At 66.4% G+C, this 24,753-nt stretch carries 23 protein-coding genes; 14 read left to right on the forward strand and 9 right to left on the reverse strand.

All coding sequences use genetic code 11. The features are described 5' to 3' along the window. Window positions 1-27: 27 nt before the first annotated feature. Window positions 28-156: a hypothetical protein gene (locus ACE3TQ_RS02890; RefSeq protein WP_374580425.1), complete on the reverse strand. Its 129-nt coding sequence runs from the start codon at window positions 154-156 to the stop codon at window positions 28-30. Window positions 157-515: 359 nt separating this feature from the next. Between ACE3TQ_RS02890 and ACE3TQ_RS02895 the strand changes: the two genes are divergently transcribed. The 3 genes from ACE3TQ_RS02895 (at window position 516) to ACE3TQ_RS02905 (ending at window position 4,034) form a co-directional block, all read left to right on the forward strand. Next, entirely contained in the window at window positions 516-2,621 is a 2,106-nt protein-coding gene (locus ACE3TQ_RS02895) for a putative bifunctional diguanylate cyclase/phosphodiesterase (protein ID WP_374580426.1), read from the forward strand. 47 nt (window positions 2,622-2,668) lie between these two features. Beyond that, entirely contained in the window at window positions 2,669-3,046 is a 378-nt protein-coding gene (locus ACE3TQ_RS02900) for a PH domain-containing protein (RefSeq protein WP_374580427.1), read from the forward strand. A gap of 79 nt (window positions 3,047-3,125) precedes the next feature. Further along, window positions 3,126-4,034 carry an alpha/beta fold hydrolase gene (locus tag ACE3TQ_RS02905; RefSeq protein WP_374580428.1) on the forward strand — a complete coding sequence of 303 codons (909 nt, stop codon included), beginning with the start codon at window positions 3,126-3,128 and terminating at the stop codon, window positions 4,032-4,034. Here ACE3TQ_RS02905 and ACE3TQ_RS02910 read toward each other — a convergent pair. Then, the gene (locus ACE3TQ_RS02910; protein WP_374580429.1) at window positions 4,031-4,780 is read right to left on the reverse strand and encodes a substrate-binding periplasmic protein; all 750 of its coding nucleotides are present in this window, start codon (window positions 4,778-4,780) and stop codon (window positions 4,031-4,033) included. The genes ACE3TQ_RS02905 and ACE3TQ_RS02910 overlap by 4 nt on opposite strands. Window positions 4,781-4,958: 178 nt before the next feature. Here ACE3TQ_RS02910 and ACE3TQ_RS02915 point away from each other — a divergent pair, with 178 nt between their 5' ends. Together ACE3TQ_RS02915 and pnuC are read left to right on the forward strand one after the other, a co-directional pair. Next, the gene (locus ACE3TQ_RS02915; RefSeq protein WP_374580430.1) at window positions 4,959-6,458 is read left to right on the forward strand and encodes a tetratricopeptide repeat protein; all 1,500 of its coding nucleotides are present in this window, start codon (window positions 4,959-4,961) and stop codon (window positions 6,456-6,458) included. Beyond that, window positions 6,448-7,014, forward strand: a complete 567-nt coding sequence (gene pnuC, locus ACE3TQ_RS02920; RefSeq protein WP_374580431.1) for a nicotinamide riboside transporter PnuC — start codon at window positions 6,448-6,450, stop codon at window positions 7,012-7,014. The genes ACE3TQ_RS02915 and pnuC overlap by 11 nt, the downstream gene beginning before the upstream one ends. Window positions 7,015-7,050: 36 nt before the next feature. Here the strand turns inward: pnuC and ACE3TQ_RS02925 are convergent, their stop codons facing one another. Genes ACE3TQ_RS02925 through ACE3TQ_RS02940 form a run of 4 tightly spaced genes read right to left on the reverse strand, consistent with a single transcriptional unit; the run spans window position 7,051 to window position 9,766 of the window. Next, entirely contained in the window at window positions 7,051-7,773 is a 723-nt protein-coding gene (locus ACE3TQ_RS02925; protein ID WP_374580432.1) for an SIMPL domain-containing protein, read from the reverse strand. Between the two features lie 4 nt (window positions 7,774-7,777). After that, window positions 7,778-8,131 carry an energy transducer TonB gene (locus ACE3TQ_RS02930; protein ID WP_374580433.1) on the reverse strand — a complete coding sequence of 118 codons (354 nt, stop codon included), beginning with the start codon at window positions 8,129-8,131 and terminating at the stop codon, window positions 7,778-7,780. A gap of 14 nt (window positions 8,132-8,145) precedes the next feature. Next, a complete protein-coding gene (locus ACE3TQ_RS02935) occupies window positions 8,146-9,390 on the reverse strand; it encodes a TonB family protein (protein ID WP_374580434.1) in 1,245 nt (414 codons plus the stop codon). Next, entirely contained in the window at window positions 9,383-9,766 is a 384-nt protein-coding gene (locus tag ACE3TQ_RS02940) for a BlaI/MecI/CopY family transcriptional regulator (RefSeq protein ID WP_374580435.1), read from the reverse strand. Before ACE3TQ_RS02940 ends, ACE3TQ_RS02935 begins: the two co-directional genes overlap by 8 nt. Before the next feature lie 329 nt (window positions 9,767-10,095). On the opposite strand from ACE3TQ_RS02940, the gene ACE3TQ_RS02945 reads away from it, so the two are divergent. Further along, window positions 10,096-12,657: a TonB-dependent receptor plug domain-containing protein gene (locus tag ACE3TQ_RS02945; protein ID WP_374580436.1), complete on the forward strand. Its 2,562-nt coding sequence runs from the start codon at window positions 10,096-10,098 to the stop codon at window positions 12,655-12,657. On the opposite strand, the gene ACE3TQ_RS02950 is transcribed toward ACE3TQ_RS02945, so the two are convergent. Further along, a complete protein-coding gene (locus tag ACE3TQ_RS02950) occupies window positions 12,641-13,408 on the reverse strand; it encodes a response regulator (protein WP_374580437.1) in 768 nt (255 codons plus the stop codon). The two genes, ACE3TQ_RS02945 and ACE3TQ_RS02950, sit on opposite strands and share 17 nt — an antisense overlap. 255 nt (window positions 13,409-13,663) lie before the next feature. On the opposite strand from ACE3TQ_RS02950, the gene ACE3TQ_RS02955 reads away from it, so the two are divergent. The 8 genes from ACE3TQ_RS02955 (at window position 13,664) to ACE3TQ_RS02990 (ending at window position 22,868) form a co-directional block, all read left to right on the forward strand. Next, complete coding sequence (locus tag ACE3TQ_RS02955; protein WP_161025719.1) at window positions 13,664-14,161, forward strand: helix-turn-helix domain-containing protein; 498 nt, start codon at window positions 13,664-13,666, stop codon at window positions 14,159-14,161. Between the two features lie 131 nt (window positions 14,162-14,292). Beyond that, window positions 14,293-14,991: a DUF4142 domain-containing protein gene (locus ACE3TQ_RS02960; RefSeq protein ID WP_374580438.1), complete on the forward strand. Its 699-nt coding sequence runs from the start codon at window positions 14,293-14,295 to the stop codon at window positions 14,989-14,991. A gap of 94 nt (window positions 14,992-15,085) precedes the next feature. Further along, window positions 15,086-17,800 (forward strand): diguanylate cyclase, encoded by a 2,715-nt coding sequence (locus ACE3TQ_RS02965; protein WP_374580439.1) that lies wholly within the window; start codon window positions 15,086-15,088, stop codon window positions 17,798-17,800. Then, window positions 17,797-18,375 (forward strand): DNA-3-methyladenine glycosylase I, encoded by a 579-nt coding sequence (locus ACE3TQ_RS02970; RefSeq protein ID WP_374580440.1) that lies wholly within the window; start codon window positions 17,797-17,799, stop codon window positions 18,373-18,375. Before ACE3TQ_RS02965 ends, ACE3TQ_RS02970 begins: the two co-directional genes overlap by 4 nt. Further along, window positions 18,323-20,197 (forward strand): FAD-dependent 5-carboxymethylaminomethyl-2-thiouridine(34) oxidoreductase MnmC, encoded by a 1,875-nt coding sequence (gene mnmC / locus ACE3TQ_RS02975; RefSeq protein WP_374580441.1) that lies wholly within the window; start codon window positions 18,323-18,325, stop codon window positions 20,195-20,197. The genes ACE3TQ_RS02970 and mnmC overlap by 53 nt, the downstream gene beginning before the upstream one ends. Before the next feature lie 29 nt (window positions 20,198-20,226). Next, on the forward strand, window positions 20,227-20,928 hold the full coding sequence (locus ACE3TQ_RS02980) for a sensor histidine kinase (protein WP_374580442.1): 702 nt from the start codon (window positions 20,227-20,229) through the stop codon (window positions 20,926-20,928). Beyond that, complete coding sequence (locus ACE3TQ_RS02985) at window positions 20,925-22,649, forward strand: tetratricopeptide repeat protein (RefSeq protein ID WP_374580443.1); 1,725 nt, start codon at window positions 20,925-20,927, stop codon at window positions 22,647-22,649. Before ACE3TQ_RS02980 ends, ACE3TQ_RS02985 begins: the two co-directional genes overlap by 4 nt. Before the next feature lie 3 nt (window positions 22,650-22,652). Continuing rightward, entirely contained in the window at window positions 22,653-22,868 is a 216-nt protein-coding gene (locus ACE3TQ_RS02990) for a hypothetical protein (protein ID WP_374580444.1), read from the forward strand. On the opposite strand, the gene ACE3TQ_RS02995 is transcribed toward ACE3TQ_RS02990, so the two are convergent. Then, complete coding sequence (locus ACE3TQ_RS02995) at window positions 22,865-23,521, reverse strand: PhaM family polyhydroxyalkanoate granule multifunctional regulatory protein (RefSeq protein ID WP_374580445.1); 657 nt, start codon at window positions 23,519-23,521, stop codon at window positions 22,865-22,867. The genes ACE3TQ_RS02990 and ACE3TQ_RS02995 overlap by 4 nt on opposite strands. A 24-nt stretch (window positions 23,522-23,545) precedes the next feature. After that, the gene (locus tag ACE3TQ_RS03000) at window positions 23,546-24,700 is read right to left on the reverse strand and encodes a low temperature requirement protein A (protein WP_374580446.1); all 1,155 of its coding nucleotides are present in this window, start codon (window positions 24,698-24,700) and stop codon (window positions 23,546-23,548) included. Window positions 24,701-24,753: the final 53 nt, after the last annotated feature.

Below are 24,753 nucleotides of genomic sequence, written 5' to 3' on the forward strand. Positions count from 1 at the left end.
GCTGAGCGAGTGCGTCCGGGCTGGAATTCAACGCGGCGCAATCGCCATGCCGGCACCAAAGCCAATGGCCGCGGGCGCGAAAATGATTTCGGAATTGTGGTACGGCGCCAGGTCGGTGGACGCGAGCTGGCCTTTGTCGTTGAACCGGCGCGCCATGGATGTGTTTATCCATGTTCTGTCGATGATATCGCGGCGGTGCTGGCGCAATGCCCGCAGGATTGAGCTTCCATCCGATGGCGCAGAGCCTGCGCAATACCGTGCTGTTCCGGACTCTCCTGCATGAATTGGGGCGCCACGCGGACTACAAGCAGCGCGGTGACGACAGCTATTCGCGGCGGAAGCGCAGGCGCAGCTCCAGCGCTTTGCACCGCTCCTCGATACTGCCCGCATGGCGGCGGACGGGCTGCGCAAGGAGTGGTTTGTCCAAGAAGAAACTATCAAAACGGAAGTTATCTTGTATGATGACTTTCGTCTAGAATAAGGTCTATTGCAAAAAAGTAAGGGCTGAGGACTTTATGGATGGACCCATCGCGGCGCTCTACCTGATCTCCGTCGGAGCGCTGGCGATGTGTGCTTTCCAGGCGGCGCTGCTGGCCCGCAGCAGTTCCTATGTGCGCGCGTGCTGGACGTTTGCCCTGATCTGCCTGACCTTTGCCCTGTTCCAGCTGGCGAACGTGCGCCAGCAGCTGGCGCCGGACCTGGCGGCGGCAATCCCGGCCCACAAGTGGGTCAACTTCTTTTCGCTGATGCTGGTGCCGCAGATCTGGTACCTGATCGCCTCACTCGATCAACGCAAGGTCGCCTACCGCATCGGCTATGGCGTCGCGCTGGCGGCGGCCTTGCTGGCGGCCGAAAACCTGGTTGCTCCTTACGGCTATCGTTTCACCCAGCTGACGCTTGATGCGCCGTCCGTACTGCCGTGGGGCGAGCGCGCTTTCCTGCTGGCGGGGGAGACGACCCGCGCGTATACGATCAACCGCCTGCTGACGCTGGGCGTGGTGGTGTATGCCGCCGTGTTCTGCGTGCGGGCGCGGCGCCAGCGGGCGCGCTTCTCCAATCGTCTGGTTTGGCTGTCGGTGGTGCTGATCGTGATCACCACCTTCCTTGCGTCCTACAGCGACCGGGGCGCGCTGAAGCTGCCTTACATGAGCGGTTTCGGATTCCTGTTCCTGGCCGCCTCCTACCTGTTGCTGGTGCGGCGCGAGGCGACCCAGCGCCTGACCGAGAAGATCAGCATCAGCGCCGCGCTGGAGCGCGAGATGGAAAGCCACAAGCTGGCCAGCCAGCGTTTCGAATACGCGCTTTCAAACGACGCCTTGACCGGACTGCCGAACCGCGCCGGTGCGCTGGACCGGCTGCGCGCCATGTTCCTTTCCAGCGAGTCGACGCTGACGCGGATGGCGGTGCTGCTGCTGGACCTGGACCGCCTGGCCATCATCAACGGCACGCGCGGCTACGAGGTGGGCAACCAGGTGCTGGTGGAAGTGGCGCACCGCTTGCGCGGCATCAAAGGTGGGAACGGCCTGGTGGCGCGCCTGGGCAGCGCGCGTTTTGTGGTCGGCATTGCGGGCCACAAAACCTGGGCGGCGCTGGAGCGCGAGGTGGACGCGGTGCTGGCTGCCGTCAAGCCGCCGTTCACGATTTCCGGGGCGGTGCTGAATATGAGCTTCAGCGCGGGCGTGGCGATCTATCCCGACCACGCCTCGTCGGCGGAGGACCTGCTGGCATCGGCGGGCCTGGCGTTGCACCAGGCGCGCGATGCCGGGCCGGGGCACCTGCGCGTGTTCCATCCTTCCTTGCAGCAGTCGCTGAGCGAGCGCATCGGCCTGGAGAACGCGTTGAAGGAGGCGCTCGAGAAGGAGCAGTTCTTCCTGCATTTCCAGCCGCAGGTGAATGCGCACGATGAGCGCGTGGTGTGCATGGAAGCGCTGATCCGCTGGCAGCACCCGGGCCTGGGGCTGGTGATGCCGGACCGCTTTATCCCGCTGGCCGAAGCGACCGGCGCGATTGCCGCCATCGGCTCATGGGTGATCGACGCCGCCTGCCGCCAGCTGGCGGAGTGGCGCGCCATGGGGTTTGCCGAGGTGCGCGTGGCGGTCAACCTGTCGGCGCAGCAGCTGCTCATGTCGGACCTGGGCGACACGGTGCAGCTGGCGTTGCAGCGCTCCGGCCTGCGCGGGGAGGACCTGGAGCTGGAGATTACCGAGTCGGTGCTGATGCAGGACCCGCAGCGCTCCATCGAACGGCTGGTGGCCTTGCGCGGCCTGGGCGTGCGCCTGTCGATCGACGATTTCGGCACCGGCTACTCTTCGCTCGGCTACCTGAAGCTGCTGCCGGTGCACGCGTTCAAGCTTGACCGCAGCTTTGTGCGCGATATCGGCAAGAGCGACAAGGACCTGGAGATCTGCGCCACCGCAGTGGGCCTGGCGCGCAACCTGGGGCTGGAGATCGTGGCCGAAGGCGTGGAGGATGCGGTGCAGGCCGCGCAGCTGCGCCAGCTGGGATGCCACCTGCTGCAGGGCTACTACTTCGCGCGGCCGCTGCCGGCCCACGCGGCCACGGCGCTGCTGCTGGACGAACGCAGCCAGGCGGCGGGCACGGCCTCGCTGGAGGCGGGCTGACGCCAGTGTGGTAGATTGGCTGCCGTGTTCTTCATGGAGTGTGCAAGGTGGGACTTTTCAGCGGCATCCTGGGCAATGCGTCCAAAATCGATATCGGTGACATCAGCGAGGAATTCGGCAAGGTGCTGGCGCCTAATGAGCGCATCGAGCACGCCTACCAGCTGATCCGCGATTACTTCGTGTTCACCGACAAGCGACTGGTGGTGGTGAACAAGCAGGGCATCACCGGCAGCAAGATGGAATTCCATTCGATCCCGTACAAGAGCGTGACGCACTTCAGCATCGAGACCGGCGGCACGCTGGACCTGGATGCGGATTTGAAGATCTGGATTTCCAGCACGGCGGAGCCGTTCACGCAGAAGTTCAACAAGCGCCTGAGCATCTATGAGGTGCAGGCGGTGCTGGCGAGCTATGTGCTGAAGTAGGGCGCAGGCACGCTTCGTCCGGCGGCGAATTGTTGCGGGCGCGGCGCGGCTAGCATGGTGGCTTTGATGGGAGCCGCCAATGCCAGCCTTTGAAGTGTTTGATATCCCCAGCCACCAGCCGGCGCTGGTGGCGCGTGTGCGCCATACCGCGCCTGGACGCGCCAACGGCGCCTTGCCTGTGCTGTTCGTGCATGGCTCCTCCTTTCCTTCCGGGCTTTCCTTTGATTTCTGCATGGACGGCCAGTCCTGGATGGATTGGCTGGCGGCGCGCGGCTACGACGTGTATGCGCTCGACTTCCTGGGCTATGGCCTGTCCGACCGCTACCCGGACGCGCCGGCGCCAGGCGGCCCGCCGGGCCGGGCGCGCGCGGTGGCGCGCGACGTGGGCAGCGCGGTCGATGCGATCCTGCGCAGGACCGGACAGCGGCAGGTGCTGCTGGTCGGGCATTCCTGGGGCGGCAGCGTGGCGGCGCGCTATGCGCAGGACAGCGGCGGCAAGGTGGCGAAACTAGTGTTGTTTGCGGCGGTCACACCGCGCGCTGCGGCGCCCTTGGCGCCGGCGGGCGGCGCCGCTGCCGGCCCGGCATACGAGGCGATGACGCCGGGCCAGCGTATCGCCGCGATGGATGGCTTGCGGCCGGCGCATGAACCGCCGCAGCTGCATGCGGACGTGTTCAGGGATTGGGGCGCGCAGTGGCTGGCGTCGGATGGGCGCGGCGAAGGCAAGGTGCGCTTCCCGGCCGGTCCCGGCGCGGATGTGGCCGAGCTGCAGCGGGGCGGTTCGTACTACGACCCGGCGCGCCTTGCGATGCCGGTGCTGCTGGTGCGCGGCGAATGGGATGCCTGGCCGAGCGACAGCGACTTCCGCCGCATGCTGGGCCAGCTGCCCAATGCGCAGTACCTGGAGATCCCGCGCGGCACCCACGTCATGCACCTGGAGGCCGCGCGCGGCGCGCTGTACGCGGCGGTGCGCGCTTTCTTCGATTAGTTGATGCCGTGGCGGGCGCGGATGGCAGGCAGGGCGCCGTTCTGCTCCAGCTGGGTGATGGCGTGGTTGATGCGCGCCAGCTGCGCCTGCGTGGTGCTGGCGGCGTTCAGCATCAGGTGCACCGGGGCGCGGTAGGGCACATAGGCCAGCGCCACGATTTTCACATTGTGCAGGCGCGCCGAATGGCGCAGGGCCAGGGCGTCGCCCATGATGATGTCGCCGCGCCCGGCTTCCAGCATCTTCACGCCCTGATCAAAGGTGCCGAACGTGCTGCGCCGGCCTTCGGCATTCAGCTGTGGCAGGGCGCGCTCGTAGTCTTCGCCGTAAAAGCCCAGGCGCGGCGCCAGCAGGCTGGCGTTGCGTGCCGCGATATCCTGGAAGCTGCCGACCGTGCGCAGCTTGTCGAGTTTTTCCGGCACGGTGAACAGGCCCACCGTCTCCTGCCGGTAAGGCAGGCTGAAACGCGCGAAACCGCGCCGTTCGTCGGTGGGCGAGGCAGCGGTCTGGACGTCAAGCTTGCCTTGGAGGAACAATGCATTGCGGCGCGCGGGCGGCAATTCCTTTTCCACCTGCAGGGTGCAGCCAGCCTGCTCGACGATGGCGCGCAACAATTCATAATCGACACCGCCGACGCCGGATTTATTGTTATAGAAGTAAGGCGGCCATTCTTCCGGCGCAATGCGCAACTGGCATGCGCCGGCAAGGCAGGCGGACTGGAACAGCAGGGTAGCAAGCAGCAGCCTCATGACGGGTGCAACCGAAAAGTCTCTACCCGTCCAGTGTAAAGCAACTATGTGTGGTGCCGGTATATTTCCCGACCGCCGGCCCCGGTAGTGACGCCTCGAAGCGTCAGATGCACGCATTCTGGGCGCCGAATGTGACCGCCGTTTGACGGTTCTGTGACGGCTTGGTGTAATACCGGCCATGGATGATATTCATGCCCTATTGCAACAAGCGGTCAGCCTGCACCAGCAGGGCGACCTTGGCCGCGCGCAGGAACTGTACGACCGCGTGCTGCGTGCCGAGCCGCTGAATTTCGACGCGCTGCACCTGAGCGGCGTACTGGCGCGCCAGCAGGGCGAGCCTGGACGCGCGCTGGCCATGATCGACGGCGCGCTGGCGCTGGACGCTGGCCGCGCCATCGCGCACTGCAACCGCGGCGTGGTGCTGCAGGATATGGCGCGCTACGATGAGGCGCTGGCCAGCTTCGAGCGTGCGCTGGCCCTGCAGCCCGACTATGCGGTTGCCCTGAGCAACCGGGGCAATGCCTTGCGCCACCTGGGCCACATCGAGCGCGCGCTGGACAGCTACGATGCGGCGCTGCGCCTGGCGCCCGGTTACGCCGAGGCGCTGTGCAACCGCGCGCTGGCCTTGCAGTCGATCGCGCGCCACGCGGCCGCGCTGGACAGCTTTGGCGCGGCCCTGGCGGCGCGGCCCGCCTATCCCGAGGCCCTGCACGGCGCCGCCGTGTCGCTGCTGGCGCTGGGCAAACCGGCCGATGCGCTGGAAGGCTTCGAGCGCGCCTTGCAGCTGCAGCCCGAGTATGCCGAGGCCTGGTGCGCGCGCGGCGCCTTGCTGTTGCGCGCGCAGGAGCATGAGGAGGCACTGTCCAGCTTCCGCGATGCGCTGGCGCTGCGGCCGCGCTATGCGCGCGCGCAACTGGGGCTGGCCAACACACTGCGCGCCATGGGCCGGTGCGAAGAGGCGGTTGAAGCCTACCAGGCCGCGCTGGCATGCGGCGCCGATGCCGACACGGTCGGCTATATGCTGGCCATCATGGGCGCCGAGCAGGCGCCGGGGGCGTCGCCAGCCGCGTATGTGAAGGCCCTGTTCGACCAGTACGCCGGCAACTTCGACCACCACCTGGTGGACGTGCTGCGCTACCGCACGCCGACCCTGCTGGTGGAGGCGCTGCGCCGCCATTTGCCGCCGGGCGAGCTGGATGTGCTGGATATCGGCTGCGGCACCGGCTTGTGCGGCCCGCTGCTGCGTCCCCTGGCCTGCCTGCTGGAGGGCGTCGACCTGTCGCCCCACATGCTGGAGCGCGCGCGCGACACCGGCTTGTACGACGGGCTGTATTGCGGCGACATGGTGGGCTACCTGCGGGCGCGCCCATCCAGCGCCGACCTGATCGTGGCGGCGGATGTCTTTGTCTACGTGGGCGACCTGAAGCCCGTGTTTTCCGTGGCGCGCCTGGCGCTGCGCGGCGGCGGCCGCTTTGCGTTTTCGGTGGAGGAGCATGACGGCGCGGATGCGTTCACGCTGCGGCCATCGGGCCGCTACGCGCATTCGCGCACCGGCATCGAGGCCCTGGCGCGCAGCCATGGCTTCACTCTCCTTGACATCACGCCCAGCACCTTGCGCCAGGAAAGCGGCGCGGACATGCGTGGGCTGCTGGTGGTATTGGGCACCCATGCAGAGTAGCGCACTTGAAATCGGCGGCAATGCGGTGATGGCGGCTTCCATCTTCCTCGCCGGCCGCAACAACATCCATTCCTGGTGGCTGGGCATTGTCGGCTGCGCGCTGATGGCGCTGCTGTTCTACAGCACGCAGCTGCACGCCGACGTGGCGCTGCAGCTGTTCTTCATCGTCACCTGCATCATCGGCTGGCGCCAGTGGCTGCGCGGCGACCATGGCCATGCGCTGCACATCCGCACCACGCGCCTGGGCACACTGGCGTGGATGGTGCTGGTCGGCATTGCGGCGTCGGCGGCGTATGGGCTGATGCTGCACCATTTCACCAACGCCTATGCGCCCTTCGTCGATTCGGCGGTGCTGATGTTTTCCGTGATCGCGCAGGTGCTGCTGATGGCGCGCCGCATCGAGAACTGGCCGGTATGGCTGCTGGTGAACACCATCTCGGTGCCGCTGTACGCCAGCCGCGGCCTGTACCTGACGGCCGCGCTGTACGTGGCGTACTGGATCAACGCCCTGGTGGCGTGGCGCCATTGGCGGCGCCAGCGCGCGGCAGGGGCTTAGAACTGGCGCTCGCGGCGCAGGGTGTCGGCGCTGGCTTTACTTCAGGACGAAGATGGCGTTCACGGTCTGTGAATAGGGGATGGAGTCGGGGATGGCGTATTTGCCGCTGCCGGCGTTCGGGCCCGGCACGCCGCGCGACTCCTTGCCGGGCTGCTGCGCGATGAAGGGCGCGCCGACTTTGTCCAGCGGGCCGCGGGCGATGGCGACCACCGGGCCGAGCTTGCGGCCGAAGGCCTTGGCCAGGGAGGTGGCTTTTCCGCGCGCGTCGTCGGCGGCGGCCGACATCAGCTGGGTATTCAGCTCGTCGCCGTCGGTGCGGTCGAAGGTGGAGTTGATGTTGGTGATGTGGTCCATCTCGACCAGTTTGGCCATGAGCGCCGGCCACTGCGCCAGGTCGCGTACGCGCACGTTGAAGATGCGGCCGATCGAATAGTCGGGCTGCTCGCGGCCGCTGACGGAAACGGATTTCTTGTCCAGCTCGTGCGCCTCGATATCTTGCGGCTGCACGCCATGCTCGGCCAGCAGCTGGGTGATGCTGGTGCTCAGCTCCATCAGCTGGGCGGCGGCGGTTTCGGCGCTGGCATGCTGGGTGCCGGCTTCGAATTTCAGTTCGCCGATATCGGGTCGCATCCACAGCTGCGCCTTGCCGCTGGTGCTGACGAATGGGTGCGACGGCAGGCCGGGTGCTGCGGCCTGCGCGCTGCAGGTGGCGCTGGCGGCGCACAGTGCTAGCGCGGGGATGATGCGGTTCAATTTCATGCGCTCACTCCGTGACCCAGACGTACTGCATTTGCACGGCGCCGGGGCCATTCTTGAAGCGGCATTTGGCGATGCCGCTGCGCGCCGCTTCGTCCAGGCCGGCGTGGCCGGAGGATTTGACGACGGTCCCTGCGTCCGCCTTACCTTGGCTGTCGATGTTGAAGCTGAGGGTGACCGTACCGGAATGGCGCGCTGCCAGGTCGGCTTTCGGCCAGGCTGGCTTGGCGCACGATGTGAAGTCGACGACGGGGCGCGGCTTATCGGCGTCGCGCGCCGCGGCTGGCGTGGTTTGGCTGGCCAGGGCCAGCAGCATGGTGCAGGCCAGCGTTGCCGGCGAGTGAGGGGCCAATCGTTTCATGTGTGATCTCCTGTTTATTCAAGGGTCCAGACGTATTGCATCTGCTGCCAGGTGGCGATGGGTTTGCCGCGCAGTTTGGCCGGCATGAAGTTGCATTTTTCGATGCCGGTACGGGCGGCCTGGTCGAGCCCGCGGTGGCCGCTGGACTTGACGACTTTGGAGCCGATCACCTTGCCGCTTTCGGCGATGTGGTAGCTGAGCGTGACGGTGCCGGTGTGTCCCGCCTTCAGGTCGCGCTTCGGCCACAGCGGTTTGCTGCAGGTGCGGAAGTCGACGACGGCCGGCGTGCGCGGGGCGGGCAGGCTGCTTTCCTGCTGGGCGTTGGCATAGCCGGACAGGCAGGCGGCGGCCAGGCTGAAGGTGGCGATGACGGCCTTCCAGTTGCCGTGCGGCTGCTGCGGTGCGACCAGCCGGCGGATGCGCTGCGCCAGGTCGCCGCCGTCCGCGGCCAGGGCCAGGCGCTGGCTGGCGAACTGCATCTTCTCCAGTTCAGACAGGGCCAGGGCCAGGCGGCGCGGTGCGCCGGTCAGGTCGGCGGCGATGCTGTCGGCCACCAGCTCGCGTTCGTGGCGGATACGGCGCGACAGCCACCAGACGGCAGGGTGGTAGAACAGCAGGTTCTCGGCCACGTTCTGCAGCAGGTTGACCAGGAAGTCGTGGCGCCGCACATGGGCCAGCTCGTGCGCCAGCAGCGCTTCCAGCAGTTCCGGCGGCATGCGCGCCACCAGGGCGGCCGGCATCAGCACCACGGGGCGCCACCAGCCGGCGGTGATCGGGCTGGCCAGGGTTTCCACCATGCGCAGGGTGACCTCGCGCCGGATGCCGAGGCACGCGGCCATCTGCGACAGGCGCTGCTGCCAATGCGCGTTGCGGCCGCCGTTGCGACGCTGGCGCGCGATCCAGGCCAGGCCGCAGGCGCTGCGCAGCGCGAGGGCGCCGACGCAGGCCAGCCAGGCGGCGACCAGCAGGGGCAGGCGGCTGTCGATGCCGGCCAGCAGGTCGCTGTGCGGGTAAATGCCGCCGGCTTCGGCCAGCGTGAGGATTTGCAGCCTGCTTGGGCCGGGCTGCAAGGCGGCTGCGAATTCATAGGCGGGCCACAGCAGGCAGGCCAGCAGCGCGGCGCACGCCACGGCATAGCGCGCGCCGGGGCGCGATCCGCGCATCAGGCGCAACACGGCGGCGGCGACGATGCCGAGCAGGGCGCCTTGCCACAGGAAGTGAATCAGGGCCCAGCCGGCGGCGTGGATGATGTCATTCATGCGGCTTGTCCTCCTGTTTCAGCAGTTCTTCGATTTCCGCGCGCTCTTTCTTCGAGATGCCGCTTTTCAGTGCCGCCAGCACCAGCGCCTTGGCGGAGCCGGCGAAGGCGCGCTGCAGCAGGTCCTGCAGCATATTGCCCTGCATGGCCTCGCGCGCCACGGCGGGGGCGTAGATGTGCGAGCGCTGGCTCTCGTCGCGGATCAGCAGGCCCTTGCCGTGCATGATCTGCATCAGGCGCAGCACGGCGCCGTACGCCAGGTCCGGCTTCCCGGCCAGCATGGCCTCGTGCACCTGTTTGGCGGTGGCGCTGCCGAGCGGCCAGATCGCTTGCAGCAGTTCCAGCTCGGCTGGAGTGGGTTTCGGAATGCTAGCCATGTTTATTTCCTTATAACGTTTTGAGTAGAATAGCCTGTCTAGACAGAGTTGTATACTTTGCTGGCTTCCCTGTGGCGAAATATAGACAGACCTGTCTATATATTCAAAATGCATATAGGTCTGAGTTTTAATTAGTTTCAGAAATGAAAGGCTGGCGTTATAGTTGCCTCATGAAAACGCCAGTTGTCCACCGCCGCCACACCATCTACATGCTCTGCATGGCGCAGAACATGTGCCGCTGTTAAGCAACCCTCCCCGCAATTCCGCAATACCGCAAGCCTCGGCCGCCACGTGCAGCCAGGGCGTCGTACACCCGAAGAAGGAAGACCATGATCAAGCCGTTGAGCATTACCCTGGCCATCGCCGCCGCATTCCCGCCAGTCGCCGTCGCCCAGGAAGAACTGACCCGTGTAGTCGTTACCGGTTCCAACATCCGCACCAGCCAGAAGGAAGGCGCCAGCGCCGTGCAGGTACTGACTGCCAAAGAACTGGCGGCGACCGGCAAGGTGACCGTGTCCGATATCTTGCGCACCATTTCCGCCAACAGCGGCAACAGCTACAACGAGCAGTACACCGGCTCCTTCTCGGCCGGCACCTCGGGCCTGTCGCTGCGCGGCCTGGGCCAGAAGAACACCCTGATCCTGGTGAACGGCAAGCGCGTCTCGCCTTACGCCACGGCGCAGAACCTGCAGGAAGTGTTCGTCGACCTGAACTCGCTGCCGATGGCTGCGGTGCAGCGCATTGAAGTGCTGAAGGATGGCGCCTCGTCCGTCTACGGTTCGGATGCGGTGGCCGGCGTGGTCAACATCATCCTGTACAAGGAATTCACCGGCACCGAAGTGAGCGCGCAAGTGGGCTCCTCGACCGAAGGCACCGGCCAGGTTGAGCGCAGCTTTGCGCTGCAGACCGGCTTTGGCAGCCTGGATGAAAAAGGCTGGAACGTGGTGTTCTCGATCGACGGCCAGAAGCGCGACAAGCTGCAGCAGAGCGATGTGCCCTGGCTGCGCGACAGCGACTTCCGCGGCAACGCCAACGGCACGCTGGGCTGGGTGCCGACCAATTACTACGGCACCTCCGACCCGACCAAGCTGCTGGGCGGCGTGCAAGGCCCGCTGCAGGTCAAGAACTACGGCGACATCACCCCGGGCAAGAGCGGCAGCGTGCTGGCCTACAACGCGGCCGACTACCGCACCCTGATCCCGGGCGTGGAGCGCTTGCACACCTCCGTGCGCGGCAACCTGAAAATCAACGACAACACCGAAGCCTATGCGGAAGCGCTGTACGGCTATTCCTGGGCCGGGCAAACCTTCGGCGCGCCGCTGACCGTGGGCAGCGGCCTGCGCGCCTGGAACAATGCCAAGCAGGCGCTGGACAACATCAACGTGGTGCTGCCGGTGGGCCACCCGAACAACAGCACCAATGCGCCGCAGCCTTTCACCGCCACCCTGTTCGACCTGGGGGCGCGCCAGAAGCAGGACAAGGTGGACTTCTACCGCGCCCTGACCGGCGTCAAAGGCAGCTGGAACGGCTGGGACTACGACGCGTCCATCGCCCGCTCCGGCAGCAAGATGAAGGAAACCGTGCAGAACTTCGTCAACCGCTACGAGTTCGAGAAAGTGCTGGCCGAAGGCAGCTACAACTTCGCCGACCAGTCCAAGAACAGCGAAGCGGTACGCAACCGCCTGCGCCTGTCCACCCTGCGTCCGGCCGAATCGACCCTGACCGTGGCCGACTTCAACGCCTCGACCGAACTGGCGCAGCTGCCGGCCGGCGCGCTGGGCTTCGCTTTCGGCGGCCAGTGGCGCCAGGAAGAGATGGATTCGAACACCTCGAGCGCCGTGCTGTCCGGCACCGAGCTGCGTCCGGCCATCAACATCATCAAAGGCAAGCGCGAAGTCACGGCGGCCTTCGCCGAGTTCAACGTGCCGGTCGTGAAAGACCTGACCGTCAACCTGGCCGGGCGCGCCGACCGCTACAGCGACTTCGGATCCGCCTTCTCGCCGAAAGCCAGCGTGCGTTACCAGGCTGCCCCATGGCTGCTGCTGCGCAGCACCGTGTCGCGCGGCTTCCGCGCGCCGTCGCTGCCGGAGATCACCAACTCGACTTCGGTCAGCTACGGCTCCGTGATCGACAAGCTGGACCCGGTCACCCCGACCCAGCCGCGCGGCATCACCAACATCACCATCGCCAACACCGAGCTGTCGCCTGAGCGTTCCAACAACTTCAACTTCGGTTTCGTGGTGGCGCCATCGTCCAACAGCAGCGTGGGTGTGGACCTGTACCGCATCCGCACCAAGGGCGTGATCGGCACCGAGAGCGCCGACACCATCCTGGCCAACGAGAAGACCAGCCCGGAGAAAGTGGTGCGCGACGCGCAGGGCCGCATCCTGACCCTGTACCGCCAGTACGCCAACCAGGGCGAGCGCGTGGCCAGCGGCATCGATATCGACCTGCGCCACAAGCTGCCGAAGACCGCCTACGGCAACTTCATCCTGAATGCGCAGATCAGCCGCGTGTTCAAGTTCGAGCAGCCGCTGTCGAACGGCGCCGCGCTGACCAACGGCGCCGGCACCAACTACTTCGGCTCGATCCCGAAATGGCGCGGCACCACCAGCGCCACCTGGGAGCTGGGCCAGTGGAGCACCAACGCTGCATGGAATTTCGTCGACGGCTACGAGCAGACCACCCGTCCGGGCGAGCGCGTGAAACCGGTGGCCACGGTGGACCTGAACGTCGGCTACAAGATCAGCGCCGCCACCAGCGTCAACCTGATCGTGACCAACCTGTTCGACCGCAAACCGTCGTGGGACAGCTCGTTCGCCTTCTTCGACTACACGCAAGCCGACCCGCGCGGCCGCTTCGCGTCAGTCAAGCTCAATCACAAGTTTTAACGATTGAGGCGCGGTAGCTGCTGGGCGTGAGCCCCATCCGCTCGCGGAAGGCGGTGGCGAAATTGCCGGCATTGGCAAAGCCCAGCAGCAGCGCGATGTCCTGCACCTCCATATCCGTTTCGCGCAGCAGCTGCATGCCGCGCTGGATGCGCGCTTCGCGGATATAGGCAAACACCGTCATGCCGGTGTGGGTGCGGAACAGCTGGTTGAGCTTTTCGCGGTAGGTGCCCACGCTGGCGGCGATTTCCGCCAGGCCGGGCAGGGCGGCCAGGTTGTCGTAGATCAGGCGCTTGGCCGCATTCACGATGACCGATTCGGTATCTTCCGCGTCCGCCGGCGGCGCTTCCTGCGGCGGGCGGCGCATCAGATTCAGGTGCACGTGGATGCGCGCCGCCAGTTCGCCAGGCATGAAAGGCTTGGTGACAAAGTCCACGCCGCCGATCTGCAAACCCATGATGCGGTCCTCCACCGCCTCCGTCCCGCTCAGGAAAATGATCGGGATATCGCGCGTGGCGGGATTGGCCTTCAGCAAACGGCAGCAGGTGTAGCCGTCCATATTCGGCATGCGCACGTCCAGCAGGATCAGGTCCGGCTGGCCCGACAGGGCCAACTGGTAGCCCTGCTCGCCATTGAATGCCACCGACACGCGGTACGGCATCTCGCTCAACAAATCCACAAGCATACGCTGCTCAAACGCGGAATCGTCCACGATGAGGATATTGCGCACTTGAGCGTCGCTGGTCAGGTACATGGGTCGTTTTGTGGTGAAGCTGTGTTGCATATTATGCCCACGTTTGCGGAAAAAGTTGCGGATTTCACATCTGGCAAAGGCGCTGTCGCCTGCGGCAAAAGTCCAGTGTGACATTCCCACGCCGGATGCAAAGAAGATAGCGAAGTAGCTTGCAAGAGTGATTTTTGGAGAGTCTTTTCGGGGTGTTTTCGGGGTTCAATTGAGTCCTGAAGCATTCAACTGGTTAAATTAAAAACCGACTGTCTAGGAGGCAACATGAAACATACCGACTTTGGCCAAATGCCCTGCCCGATCGCACGCAGCCTCGGCAAGGTAGGCGAGTGGTGGAGCATCCTGATCCTGCGCGATGCATTCTATGGCCTGACCCGCTTCGATGAATTTGAGAAGAGCCTGAAGATTGCGCCGAACATGCTGACCCGCCGCCTGGCAGGCCTGGTCGAGGGTGGCCTGATGGAGCGTCGCCAGTACAGCACCCGTCCGCCGCGCTACGAGTACATCCTGACCAAGGCCGGGCGCGACTTCAAGCCAGTGCTGCTGGCCTTCATCGCCTGGGGCAATGAACACCTGTCGCCGGAAGGCGCCAGCCTGCTGGTGGTGAGCCGCGAAACGGGCAAGCCGGCCGACCAGGTGCTGGTCGACGCCAACAGCGGCCTGGCCATCAATGACGAGGACTATATGTTCGCGCCCGGCCCGGCTGCGCCGGAAGTAATGCGCAACCGCATCAACGAGGCCAGCCGCCGCATGCCGAACTAAGCCGAACCCGGCGCCACCATCCAACGGCAGCTTCCAGCCCCGCGCTGGCGCTGCCGTTGTTGCGTAAACGAAGCGTGTGACCGTTGCCGTCCATCCCTGCCTAGAATGTTTTTTCTGACAAGGAGGATGCGATGAACAAATTCATGCGGGTAACCCTGCTGTCCGCCGCGCTTGGCGCGGGCAGCGCCTGGGCGCAGGACCTGGGCAAGGCCGACCAGAAACTGCTGTCCGACCTGGCGATCGCCAATATGGCCGAAGTCGAGCACGCCCGGGCGGCGCTGCAGAAGTCGCAGAGCGAGCGCGTCAAGTCCTTCGCCCAGCAGATGGTCGATGACCATACCAAGGGCCTGGAAGAGGTGCGCAAAGTCGCGGCCGCGCGCAACGTCACGCTGCCGACCGAACTGGACGCCAAGCACAAAGCCATGGCCAGCCGCCTCGACAAGCTGTCGGGCGAGCGCTTTGACCGTGCCTATATGGAGCATGCCGGCGTGGCCGCGCACAAGGAGGCGCACCAGCTGGTGTCCAAGGCTGCCGCGTCGGCCCAGGACAGTGAAGTGAAGGCCCTGGCCAGCCGCCTGCAGCCGACCATCCACCAGCACCTGAACAATGCCCAGCAATTGCAGGCGGCCATGCAGGGCGGCACCACGGCAGGCAGCAGCGGCACGCAGGGCAGCAGTGGCAGCACGGCGACCGACGAGGCCAGCAGCCGCGCCAGTGGCAGCACCGGCGGCAACAAGCCGGACAGCGGCAGCCGCCAGCAAAACAAGCCCGATAGCAAGACGGATAGCAAGACCGACAACAAACCCGGGAATACGTCGGAACGCCGTTAATCGCCTCAGCGCAACTTAAGCTACTTGATCAGCAAAAAGTCCGGTCGTGCGGTATGATTCTTTGCTGCAACACCTATTTCAAGGATATCAAGTAGTGGATTTGTTTGCGCTCGATGACGAGCTGGCCCAGTGGGAAGCCGATTTACCGCACGCCGAAGGGGAACACCGGCTGGCGCTGCTGTCCCGCCTGGCCTGGCATTTGCGCCAGCGCGATACGGCGCGCGCGGCGCAACTTGCTGAAGAAGCAAGGCCGCTGGCCTTCCTGCTGCCGGTGGCCGAACGGCGCGTGCTGGTGGCGCGCTGGGACCTGGTGCGAGCCGAGGCGCACTGGCTGGCCGGCGAACTCGATGCGGCCGCCATCCTGGCCGAACAGGCCATGCTGGAATTCGCGCGCCACCACGACCGCCTGGGCGCGGCCGACAGCCACGGGCTGCTGGCCTGGATCGCGGTCGACCGCGGCGATTCGGCCGGTTGCGACAATGAACTGGCGCTGGCCATTGCCGACGCGCGCGCAGCGGGCGACGCCATGCGCGTGGATATCTATGAAAGCCTGGCGGCGCTGTTCAGCGTATTCCGCAACGCGGCGGCCGCCAACGAGCGCTGGAGCAAACGCTTCAGCAGTGCGCTGGCCGGCAAGCATCCGGCCGTGGTCGGTTCGATTTCCGACTACCTGGGTACGGCCGCGTTCCAGGCGGCCGAGTTCGGGCGCGCCATCAGCCACCTGATGGCCGGCTTCGAATCGGCCCGCATTTCGGGCCAGCTGCGGCGCGCCATCATCCTCGCCACCAACATCGGCAACGCCTTCACGCGCCTGAATGCGCACGACGCCGCGCTGGAATGGATGCAGCGCGGCCTGGAGCTGGCGCGCCCGACCGGCTGGCCGATGTGCATCGGCCTGTGCCAGATGCAGACGGCGGAAACGCTGCGCCACCTGGGCCAGCGCCAGGCCGCCAAAGGCTTGCTGCGCGATGCGCTGCAGATGCTGGCACCCTTGTCCGGCTCGCGCGCATTTGTCATGGCGCTCGAATACCAGGGCGACCTGGCGCTCGACCTGGGCGACCACGCGGCGGCGCTGGCCAGTTTCCGCGAACTGGAGCTGCGCGGCCACGCGCTGGCGCAGAACGATTTCCACAGCTGCGCGCGGCGCGGCCAGGCGCATGCGCTGGCCGGGCTGGGCCAGATGGAACAGGCGCAAGCCGCCGCGCAATCGGCGCTGGCGCTGGCGCGCGAGCTGAATGATCCGTTCAGCCAGATGGCGGCCTTGCGCGTGCTGGCCGATATCCATGCCGGCGATTCGCTGGCGGTGCTGGAGTACCTGCGCGAGGCGCTTGCCATCACGGCCAATATCGACGGCTATATCGTACCGGGCGAGCTGCTCGACACGGTGGCGCGCGAGTACGCGGCGCTGGGCAACTTCGAACGCGCCTATGAATTCTCGGTGCAGGCCAATGCCGCGCGCGACCGCACCCACAGCCAGGAGGCCACCAACCGCGCCGTGGCCATGCAGGTGCAGCACCAGACCGAGCGCGCGCAGACGGAGGGCGAGCACCACCGCCAGCTGGCGGCAGCCGAAGCGCGGCGTGCCGAAGTGCTGGCGCAGACCAGCGCGACGCTGAGCCACCTGTCGGCCATCGGCCAGGAAATCACGGCGCAGCTGGATGCGTCGGCCGTGTTCCGCGCGCTCGACCGGCATGTGCATAGCCTGCTCGACTCGACCCACTTCTCCGTCTTCCTGCTCGAGCCGGGCGGCGATTCGCTGGTGTGCGCCTTTGGCGTGGAGGTCGGCCTGCCCCTGCCGGCGACGCGCATCGCGCTGTCCGACCCCCACTTCAATACGGCGCGCTGCGTGCGCGAGCGCAGCGAGATCCTGATCGAAATTGAGGACAAGTCCGATACGCCGAACCTGATCCCAGGCACCCTGCCGACCCTGACGCTGCTGTTTGCGCCGCTCACCATCGGCGAGCGCGTGCTGGGCGTGATGACGGTGCAATCGATGCTGCCGCGCGCCTACGGCGAGCGCGAGCGCCTGATCTTCCGCACCCTGTGCGCCTATGGCGCCATCGCGCTGGACAATGCGGCGGCGCAGGCGCAGCTGCTGGAAAAGAACCTGGAGCTGGAACGCGCCTACAAGGCGCTGGAAGACGTCAGCCTGACCGACCAGCTGACCGGCCTGCGCAACCGCCGCTTCTTCCTGCAGCACGTGGAGTCGGACGTCGCGCTCAGCCTGCGCGCCTACGACGACCCGGCGGCGCCGGCGGCTAACGACCGCGACCTGGTGTTCTACATGGTCGACCTGGACCACTTCAAGGAAGTCAACGACCGCCACGGCCACGCGGCGGGCGACTCGGTGCTGGTGCAGATGAAGGACCGCCTGCGCGAAGTGTTCCGCGAATCGGACTACCTGGTGCGCTGGGGCGGGGAGGAATTCCTGGTGCTGGCGCGCGCCACCGACCGCAGCGAAGCGCACGTGGTGGCGGAACGCATCCGCCAGGCCGTGTCGGCGCGCGATTTCGTGCTGCCGGACGGCACGCGGCTGGAGCGCACCTGCTCGATCGGCTTTGCCTGCTACCCCTTCCTGCCGGCGCAACCGCGCCTGATGTCGTGGTCGCAGGTGGTGGAGCTGGCCGACGTCGGCCTGTACATCTCCAAGCATTCGGGGCGCGATGCCTGGACCGCGGTGTACGCCACCGAGGCCGCGCAGCCGGCGGAGCTGTTCGCGCGCCTGGTGCACCAGTTGTCCGCCTGCGTCGACAGCGGCGAGGCGCGCATCGTGACCAGCCTGGGGGAGCGGTCTATAATTTGTCCATGAGCATACATCGCTGTTCCTGGGCCAATCCAAACAATCCGCGCTACATCGCCTACCACGACCAGGAGTGGGGCGTCCCGTGCCGCGACGAGCTGCGCCTGTTCGAGATGCTGAACCTGGAAGGCGCGCAGGCGGGCCTGAGCTGGGAAACCATCCTGAATAAACGCGAGAACTACCGCGCCGCTTTTGACGGCTGGGATGCGCGCAAGATCGCGGCGTACGATGAGCACAAGGTGGCCGAGCTGCTGGCGAATCCGGGCATCGTGCGCAATCGCCTGAAGGTGAATGCGGTGGTGACCAATGCGCGCGCCTATCTGCGCTTGCTGGAGGAGGGCGGCAGCCTGTCCGCGCTGCTGTGGGGCTATGTGGGCGGCAAACCTGTGGTCAACCGCATCGTCGCGCAGGGCGACCGTCCGGCGCGCACCGAGCTGTCGGACCGCATTTCCAAGGACCTGTCCAAGCGCGGCTTCAAGTTCGTCGGCTCGACGATTATTTACGCCTACATGCAGGGCATCGGGATGGTGAATGACCACGACCTGGCCTGCTTCCGCCACCAGGAGTGCCAGCACGGTGGCTGATTCGCGCCACGTCGTGCTCGACACCGCATTCGGCAGCGGCGAGCAGTTCCTCGCAAGCGTCGCCCGCCACCGTGCCGGGCAAACCGTCCCCGCGTCCGCAGACGGCCCAGCCTGCGCTGCCGGCGCCGCTGGACCCGCGCCTGGCGCGGAAAGCCACCTGCATTACCTGGCAATCACCCCCGCGATCCCCGAGTGGACTGCGTTGCCTGCGCTGGCGGGCGCCGTGCCCGCGCTGGGCGCGCAGTGGCCGCTGGACGTGCCCGGCCTGCACCGCCTGCACCTGCCGCACGAACGCATGACGCTCGACCTGCTGGCCGGCCCGGCCGAGGCCTGGCTGCCCGAGATCGTGGCGCGCGTCGATGCATTCATCGTCCCGGCGCCGCTCGACCAGATCCGCGCCTTGCAGCGCCTCGCAACGCCAGCCGCCACGCTGCGCATCCATCAGCCAGACGAAGCGGCATTGCGCAGCCTGCGCGCCGCCGGCTTCAGCCCCGCCGGCGACGCCAGCGCGCAAGGCTGGCAGCACTTCGCCTACACCAGCCGCAAGCCGCAGCCACCGCGCGCGCCGGCGCCGGAACGGCGCGCCATCGTGATCGGCGCCGGCGTGGCGGGAAGCGCGGCCTGCGAACGCCTCGCCGCACGCGGCTGGCAAGTGACGCTGATCGAACGCCACGCCAGCCCGGCGCAGGAAGCTTCCGGCAACGTCGCCGGCATTTTCATGCCACTGCTGTCGAAAGACGACAATATCCCGACCCGCCTGACGCGCGCGGCCTACCTGTACGCCCAGCGCGCATGGCAGCACCTCGGCGGCATCGACCCGAATGCCCCCGGCCCGGATTCCGGCCCGGAAGCCGTCGCCGCTGGCGAACCGCATGCTGCCGGCCCGCCTGCGCCGGCCACGATTCGCGGCCACCAATGCGGCGTACTGCAACTGGCGCGCGACGCCGGCCACGCGCAGTTGCAGAAGGAAGTCGTCGACACCTGGCGCTACCCCGAACAATACGTGCGCTGGCTGGACGCACAGCAGGCCAGCGCCATGCTCGGCGCCCCCACGCCATACGGCGCCTGGCACTTCCCGCTGGGTGGCTGGGCCACCCCCGCCACCGCCTGCCGCGCCATGCTGCAAGCCTGCGGCGACCGGCTGCAGCGCATCTTCCACAGCGAAGCGCTGCGCATCGAGCGCACGGACAGCGGCGCGTGGCAGGTGCTGGACGCGGCCGGACGCGTGCTGGCCAGCGCACCGACCGTGATCCTGGCCAACGGTGCCGGTGCCACCGGCTTGCAGCAGGCCAGCGACCTGCCGCTATACACCATGCGCGGCCAGGTCACCCACCTGCGGGAAGGCAGTTTCCCCAGCCTGCAGCTGGTGGTCTGCCGCGAGGCTTACATGACGCCGCCGGTCGACGGCACCATCTGCGTCGGCGCCACTTATGACAAGAGCGACGACCGCCAGCTGTGGCAAGCGAGCCAGGACGAAAACCTGCTGCGCGCCGAGGAAATCCTTGGCGCCGCCGCCGTGGCGCCGGGCCGGTCGCTGCAAGGCCGGGTAGGTTTCCGCACCATGGCGCCCGACCGCCTGCCCCTGGTCGGTGCGCTGCCCGACAGCGGCGCCGCAGGCCGCGCCGAACGCCTGCGCGACCTGGCGCGCCAGCCCGGCCTGTACGCACTGCTCGGCTACGCCAGCCGGGGCCTGATCTGGGCCCCGCTGGCAGCGGAAATCCTGGCCTGTCAACTGGAAGATGAACCGCTTCCCATCGAAGCAACACTGGCCGCCGCACTCGATCCGGGACGCTTCCTGCTCAAGCAGCGACGCAAGCTATAATGGCCTCCTATCCCACAGCTGGAGAATCCATGGAAGACCGCGCCGGCTCGCCCGAGCTGTTCATGTTCCTCGCCTCCACGGTGCATGACATGAAAAATTCCATCAGCGTGCTGACCGGCACGCTGGAGAACCTGCTTGTGCAGGCCGGGGATAGCGCGCAAGACAATCCAGCCTACCCGCAGATGGCGCAGATGCTGTACCAGACCAAGCGCCTGAACGACCACCTGATCCAGCTGCTAGCGCTCTACAAGGAAGTGGGGCGCCCCGACTACCCCTTCGACCCGACCCCGGTGCAGGTGAGCGAACTGGTGGACCAGCTGGCGGCCCAGCAGCGCGTCCTGCTGCAATCGAAAGGCATCCGCCTCACGACCGAATTCCCGCCCGACCTGATCTGGACGCTGGACGAAGACCTGGTCCTTGGCCTGCTGGCGCACGCCATCAACAACGCCGTGCGCTACACGCGCGACCAGATCGCGCTCACCATCCGCGAGCAGGACGGCTTCATGGAAGTGCGGGTGGAGGACAACGGCGCCGGCTTCCCGCCGGCCATGCTGCAGGCCGGCCAGGTGGTAGGGCAGGGCATCAACTTCCTCACCAACAGCAGCGGCCTTGGCCTGTACTTCGCCAGCGAAGTGGCCAAATCGCACAAGCACCGCCAGCGCCAGGGCAGCATCGCGCTGGAAAACGGCGGCACGCTGGGCGGCGGCTGCTTCATCCTGCGCCTGCCATGAACGCGCCGCCAGCCACCACGCCGGTCGCGCCGGCGCCGGACAAAGCCAGCGGCATCAACTGGGCCGAGAAGCGCTACCTGATTGTCGACGACTTCGTCGGCGTGCGCCAGCTGCTGCGCGAAGCGCTGCGCAGCCTGGGCGCGCGCCACATCGACCAGGCGTCCAGCGGCGGCGAAGCGATCGGCCTGCTGGCGCGCATCCAGTACGACGTGATCCTGTGCGACTTCAACCTGGGCGAAGGCAAAAGCGGCCAGCACGTGCTGGAAGAGGCGCGCATCCGCGGCCTGCTGATGCCAAGCTGTGTGTGGCTGATGGTGTCCGCCGAGAAGAGCGTGGAGGCGGTGATGGGCGCCGCCGAACACCAGCCCGACGCCTACATCATCAAGCCGATTACCGAAGGCGTGCTGCTGACGCGCCTGAACCGCGCCTGGCAGAAGAAGCAGATCTTCCAGGAGATCGACCAGGCTTATCTGGAAAAGGATTACCTGCGCGCCGCCAAGCTGTGCGAAGCCGCCGCCGCGCGCAACAAGCTGCACGAGGTGGACCTGCTGCGCATGCGCGCCACCCTGCTGCTGAAGGCGGGCGAGCCGGAGCAGGCGCGCGCCGTGTATGAGAAGGTGCTGCAGGAGCGCGACTTCAACTGGGCCCGCACCGGCGTCGGCAAGATCCGCATGGCCAACGGCGACCACGAAGCCGCGCGCCAGATGTTCCAGGGCGTGATCGCGGAAAACCGCTTCTACCTGGACGCCTACGACCAGCTGGCCAAATCGCTGCAGAACATGGGCCGCCTGCAGGAGTCGTGCGACGTGCTGGAGCGCGCCGCCAAGCTCTCGCCCAACTCGGTGCCGCGCCAGCGCGCGCTGGGCGTGACGGCGCTCAAGCTGGGCAATATCGCGCTGGCGGAAAAGGCCTTCCGCAAATGCCTGCAGATCGGCGAATACTCGATCATGAAAACGGTGGACGCCTATTTCGGCCTGGCGCGCGTGCTGGGGCAGAAGAACGATCCGAAGGAAGCCTTGCTGCTGCTGGCTGCGGCCCAGCGCGACTTCTCCGGCCGCATGATCGAATTGCGCTCCAAGATCACCGAGGGCCTGGTCTACCATGAAAGCGGCGATTACCGCCGCGCGCGCAAATCCGGCGACGAGCTGGAAGAGATGCTGAGCGGCGAGCGCGAACGCCCCGATACGCCGACCTGCCTGGAAATGGCGACCCTGCTGTTCGCCGTCGGCGTGAAGGATGCGCCGGTCGAGCTGCTGTGCTACGTGGTGCGCAACAACGACGACAACATCGTGCTGCACGACGAGGTGCAGCGCATCTTCGACAAGGCGCGCATGGGCGACGAAGGGGCGGCCCTGATCCAGTCGGCGCGCAAGGAAGCGTCGGAGATGATGAACAAGGGCGTGCTGCTATGGAAGACCAACAAGCTGCCGGAGGCGGTGGCCTGGATGCGCGAAGCGCGCAAGAGCCTGCCGGACAATATGCGCATCCTGTTCAACTCCGCGCAGATCCTGATCTCCCATATGCAGGCCAAGGGCTACGACGAGGCCCTGATGACGGAAGCGAACGATGTGCTGATGCACGTCGACCGCATCGCACCGGGCCAGCAGCGCTTTGCCCAGTTGATCGAGCAGTTGCAGAAGTTGATACCGGGCCGGATGTCGGCGGAGGAAATCGAAGCCGAGCTGTCGGCCGCCCTGAAAGTTGACCACGACGAGGAGTGATCCATGCGCGATATCGCCAAAGAGGTCTATAACAAGATGAAGGTAGGGGCTGCGGCCTGGATCCGTCCAGTCAGCGCCAAGGGCGACACCCTTGAATCGTTCCAGGCCGCGCACGATGCCGCCAAGGCCCTGGAAGAAGAAGGCTTGATCAATATCATGAAGGTCCAGCGCGATGAGGATGGCCTGATCGAAGCCATCCGCATCCAGAAACTCAATTAAGGCTTGGGCGCCTTCGGGGCGCGCTTGGTCGCTGGCTTGCGTGCCGCCGGTTTGGCGGCAGGCTTGCTGGCGTCGTGCGCGGCGCCGTTCTTGGCCGCCGCCGGCTTGGCTGCGGGGTCGGCCGCCATCGCCGTATTCACCGCCTGCGTGAACTGCTCCTGCAGCAGGTTCCACCACGCGGCCGGGTTGGCCATCTGGTTGGCGGCAGCGCTGGCCGCATCCGCACCGGCGGCCGGCTTCGGCTCGGCGGCCGGCTTGGCTTCGGGCGCCGGTTTGGCAGCGTCGGCCGGCGCTTCGGCCGGCTTGGCCGCTTTCGGCTTGTCCAGGTGGGCGAACGGATCGTTGTGCGGCGCCTGCTGCACGGCGGCCGCCAGCGACTGGCCCATCGACTTCAGCGCGGCGATGGTGCCGCGCTGTACCTCCAGCGCCTGGATGCTGGAACGCAGCATGGTGGCGTTCAGGTTGAGCCAGGATTCGACAGCCTTCAGCTCATTGATCTTCTTGTCCAGCTCATCGACCGACAGGGTCGGCGCGGCGATGCCGGGGATGCTGATGCCCGGCACCCCCATGCTGCCCCACAGGGATTTGACGAAGTCCAGCGTATCCGTCATCACTGCAGCGCCGGGAATGTTGGGCATGTGTGGGGTGGTCATAGCGGGTCTCCAGGTTGTATCCATTTAGCGTAGCACACAGCTCTCCCAGACAGCAACGAACAGCAGTACCAGCACAGTCAGGCCAGCCGCCAGCAGCGGCGACAGGTGCAAGGGCAGGGCCAGCGCCGCCAGCACCAGCAGCAGGGCGATGCCCAGCAGGTGCGACAGCGGCGGCAGCGCGCGCGTCTGCGCCAGCCATTTGAACAGCGCCGTGCCGCACAGGAACAGCAGCGGGCCGCCGATGATGGCCGCCATCGCCGCTGCGTTGCCATGGTGCGGATGGCTCAGCACCAGCTCATCGCCCACTGCGCCGACGATGATGCCGGCCACGATCGGGATGTGCAGGTAGGTATAGCTGTTGCGCGCATGGCGGCCCGGCGTGGCGGAATGCACGATGCGGTGGTGGCCCTGTTCCAGGCCGTGGTCGAAATACAGCCACCACATCAGGATGGTGCCCAGCACCGCCAGCAGGAAGGCGCCCACGGTGGCGCTGTCGAACGGCAGCTCGGCGAAGGTGGCGCCGGTCACCAGCAGCGACTCGCCGAGCGCGATGATGATGAACAGCGCGCAGCGTTCGGCCATATGGCTGCCGTCCACGTTCCAGTCGGCCATGGTGGAGCGCTGCAGGCCCGGCACGTAATACAGCAGCATGGGCGCCGCCAGGTCCACCGCCAGCGCCGCCAGCCACCAGGCCATGCGCGACTCCGGCGCCGCCAGTCCGCCCGCCACCCACAGCGCGCCGCTGGCCGTCAGCCACACGATCATGCGCATGAAATTGCGGCGCAGCGAAGGATTGTCGCCGCGGCTGCAGGCCAGCATGGCCACGGTGCGCCCCACCTGCTGCAGCAGGATGGAGGCGCCGAACAGCCAGCCCAGGTCGGTGAAGGCGCGCGGGATCGAGACCGACATCAGCAAGCCCGCCACCAGCAGCGCAAAGAGTGCGGCGCGCACCTGCTTCTTCTCCGGGTCGAACCAGTTGGTGGCCCAGACCGTGTAAATCCACACCCACCACGTGGCCATGAACAGCAGGCCGGTTTGCAGCGCGCCCTGCATATCCAGCTTCTTCAGCAGCGAATGGGACAGCTGGGTAACAGCAAACACGAACACGAGGTCGAAGAACAGCTCGACCATGCCGACCTTGCCGGAATCGGCATGGCCACGTTGGCGCAAAAGGGACATCCAGGCTCCTTGTCAAAAATTCCAGCAAATTATGCCATTGCACGGCGTGTCAG

It is taken from the genome of Pseudoduganella sp. (genome assembly GCF_041914865.1).
Classification (GTDB): Bacteria; Pseudomonadota; Gammaproteobacteria; order Burkholderiales; family Burkholderiaceae_D; genus Rugamonas.

Coding starts and splice junctions, on each gene's coding strand:
- ACE3TQ_RS02890 (WP_374580425.1), bottom strand. CDS start 156: ATGGCGCGCCGGTTCAACGACAAAGGCCAGCTCGCGTCCACCGACCTG.
- ACE3TQ_RS02915 (WP_374580430.1), top strand. CDS start 4,959: ATGGATGATATTCATGCCCTATTGCAACAAGCGGTCAGCCTGCACCAG.
- ACE3TQ_RS02910 (WP_374580429.1), bottom strand. CDS start 4,780: ATGAGGCTGCTGCTTGCTACCCTGCTGTTCCAGTCCGCCTGCCTTGCC.
- ACE3TQ_RS02950 (WP_374580437.1), bottom strand. CDS start 13,408: ATGTACCTGACCAGCGACGCTCAAGTGCGCAATATCCTCATCGTGGAC.
- ACE3TQ_RS02940 (WP_374580435.1), bottom strand. CDS start 9,766: ATGGCTAGCATTCCGAAACCCACTCCAGCCGAGCTGGAACTGCTGCAA.
- ACE3TQ_RS02935 (WP_374580434.1), bottom strand. CDS start 9,390: ATGAATGACATCATCCACGCCGCCGGCTGGGCCCTGATTCACTTCCTG.
- pnuC (WP_374580431.1), top strand. CDS start 6,448: ATGCAGAGTAGCGCACTTGAAATCGGCGGCAATGCGGTGATGGCGGCT.
- ACE3TQ_RS02895 (WP_374580426.1), top strand. CDS start 516: ATGGATGGACCCATCGCGGCGCTCTACCTGATCTCCGTCGGAGCGCTG.
- ACE3TQ_RS02925 (WP_374580432.1), bottom strand. CDS start 7,773: ATGAAATTGAACCGCATCATCCCCGCGCTAGCACTGTGCGCCGCCAGC.
- ACE3TQ_RS02960 (WP_374580438.1), top strand. CDS start 14,293: ATGAACAAATTCATGCGGGTAACCCTGCTGTCCGCCGCGCTTGGCGCG.
- ACE3TQ_RS02955 (WP_161025719.1), top strand. CDS start 13,664: ATGAAACATACCGACTTTGGCCAAATGCCCTGCCCGATCGCACGCAGC.
- ACE3TQ_RS02980 (WP_374580442.1), top strand. CDS start 20,227: ATGGAAGACCGCGCCGGCTCGCCCGAGCTGTTCATGTTCCTCGCCTCC.
- ACE3TQ_RS02985 (WP_374580443.1), top strand. CDS start 20,925: ATGAACGCGCCGCCAGCCACCACGCCGGTCGCGCCGGCGCCGGACAAA.
- ACE3TQ_RS02945 (WP_374580436.1), top strand. CDS start 10,096: ATGATCAAGCCGTTGAGCATTACCCTGGCCATCGCCGCCGCATTCCCG.
- mnmC (WP_374580441.1), top strand. CDS start 18,323: ATGACCACGACCTGGCCTGCTTCCGCCACCAGGAGTGCCAGCACGGTG.
- ACE3TQ_RS02930 (WP_374580433.1), bottom strand. CDS start 8,131: ATGAAACGATTGGCCCCTCACTCGCCGGCAACGCTGGCCTGCACCATG.
- ACE3TQ_RS02970 (WP_374580440.1), top strand. CDS start 17,797: ATGAGCATACATCGCTGTTCCTGGGCCAATCCAAACAATCCGCGCTAC.
- ACE3TQ_RS02990 (WP_374580444.1), top strand. CDS start 22,653: ATGCGCGATATCGCCAAAGAGGTCTATAACAAGATGAAGGTAGGGGCT.
- ACE3TQ_RS02995 (WP_374580445.1), bottom strand. CDS start 23,521: ATGACCACCCCACACATGCCCAACATTCCCGGCGCTGCAGTGATGACG.
- ACE3TQ_RS03000 (WP_374580446.1), bottom strand. CDS start 24,700: ATGTCCCTTTTGCGCCAACGTGGCCATGCCGATTCCGGCAAGGTCGGC.
- ACE3TQ_RS02905 (WP_374580428.1), top strand. CDS start 3,126: ATGCCAGCCTTTGAAGTGTTTGATATCCCCAGCCACCAGCCGGCGCTG.